The organism is Arsenophonus endosymbiont of Apis mellifera, assembly GCF_903968575.1.
In the GTDB taxonomy this organism is placed as follows: Bacteria; Pseudomonadota; Gammaproteobacteria; order Enterobacterales; family Enterobacteriaceae; genus Arsenophonus; species Arsenophonus apicola.
The window spans coordinates 1-1,736 of the sequence record NZ_CAJCFU010000053.1 but is presented as its reverse complement, the minus strand read 5'-3'; the positions used below and the strand labels follow the sequence as shown (position 1 = coordinate 1,736).

The window sequence follows — 1,736 nt, the reverse complement described above, 5'->3', positions numbered from 1 at the left end:
ATGGGGGGACCATCCTCCAAGGCTAAATACTCCTGACTGACCGATAGTGAACCAGTACCGTGAGGGAAAGGCGAAAAGAACCCCGGCGAGGGGAGTGAAAAAGAACCTGAAACCGTGTACGTACAAGCAGTGGGAGCCCCATCACTCAAGTGCCTCGGCAGTTGGGTGATGGCATACCATCACAATAACAGCGCAGGCTTTGCCAACAAGGTTGTTCGGTTTTTTCAAGCCGCAGCGCAGTGTACCTAAAAGTACACGAGCAGCGGAAGTTAAAAAAGCGGACAAGATTGGCCGCAAAGACAAGCGGGACATTTGAGGATGGGGTGACTGCGTACCTTTTGTATAATGGGTCAGCGACTTATATTCTGTAGCAAGGTTAACCGCATAGGGGAGCCGTAGGGAAACCGAGTCTTAACTGGGCGTCAAGTTGCAGGGTATAGACCCGAAACCCGGTGATCTAGCCATGGGCAGGTTGAAGGTTGGGTAACACTAACTGGAGGACCGAACCGACTAATGTTGAAAAATTAGCGGATGACTTGTGGCTGGGGGTGAAAGGCCAATCAAACCGGGAGATAGCTGGTTCTCCCCGAAAGCTATTTAGGTAGCGCCTCGTGAACTCATCTTCGGGGGTAGAGCACTGTTTCGGCTAGGGGGTCATCCCGACTTACCAACCCGATGCAAACTCCGAATACCGAAGAATGTAATCACGGGAGACACACGGCGGGTGCTAACGTCCGTCGTGAAGAGGGAAACAACCCAGACCGCCAGCTAAGGTCCCAAAGTCATGGTTAAGTGGGAAACGAAGTGGGAAGGCTTAGACAGCCAGGATGTTGGCTTAGAAGCAGCCATCATTTAAAGAAAGCGTAATAGCTCACTGGTCGAGTCGGCCTGCGCGGAAGATGTAACGGGGCTAAACCATGCACCGAAGCTGCGGCAGCGACAGCAATGTTGTTGGGTAGGGGAGCGTTCTGTAAGCCGTTGAAGGTGGACTGAGAGGTCTGCTGGAGGTATCAGAAGTGCGAATGCTGACATAAGTAACGATAAAGCGGGTGAAAAACCCGCTCGCCGAAAGACCAAGGGTTCCTGTCCAACGTTAATCGGGGCAGGGTAAGTCGACCCCTAAGGCGAGGCTGAAAAGCGTAGTCGATGGGAAACGGGTTAATATTCCCGTACTAAGGGTGACTGCGAAGGGGGGACGGAGAAGGCTAGGCTATCCGGGCGACGGTTGTCCCGGTTTAAGCGTGCAGGTGGGTTATGCCGGCAAATCCGCATGACCAAGACACTGAGGCGTGATGACGAGCCACTAAGGTGGTGAAGTAGTTGATGCCCGGCTTCCAGGAAAAGCCTCTAAGCGATAGGTAACCATTAATCGTACCCCAAACCGACACAGGTGGTTAGGTAGAGAATACTCAGGCGCTTGAGAGAACTCGGGTGAAGGAACTAGGCAAAATGGTGCCGTAACTTCGGGAGAAGGCACGCTGGCGTTAGGTGAAGTGGTTCGCCCATGGAGCTGAAGCCAGTCGCAGATACCAGCTGGCTGCAACTGTTTATTAAAAACACAGCACTGTGCAAACACGAAAGTGGACGTATACGGTGTGACGCCTGCCCGGTGCTGGAAGGTTAATTGATGGGGTAAGCCGTAAGGCGAAGCTCTTGATCGAAGCCCCAGTAAACGGCGGCCGTAACTATAACGGTCCTAAGGTAGCGAAATTCCTTGTCGGGTAAGTTCCGACCTG

Annotated in this window: 1 rRNA gene; it reads left to right on the top strand. The window is 52.9% G+C overall.

The window, feature by feature from the left end:
• Positions 1-1,736: ribosomal RNA gene (locus H1X92_RS08380) — 23S ribosomal RNA — on the top strand; the annotation flags it as partial.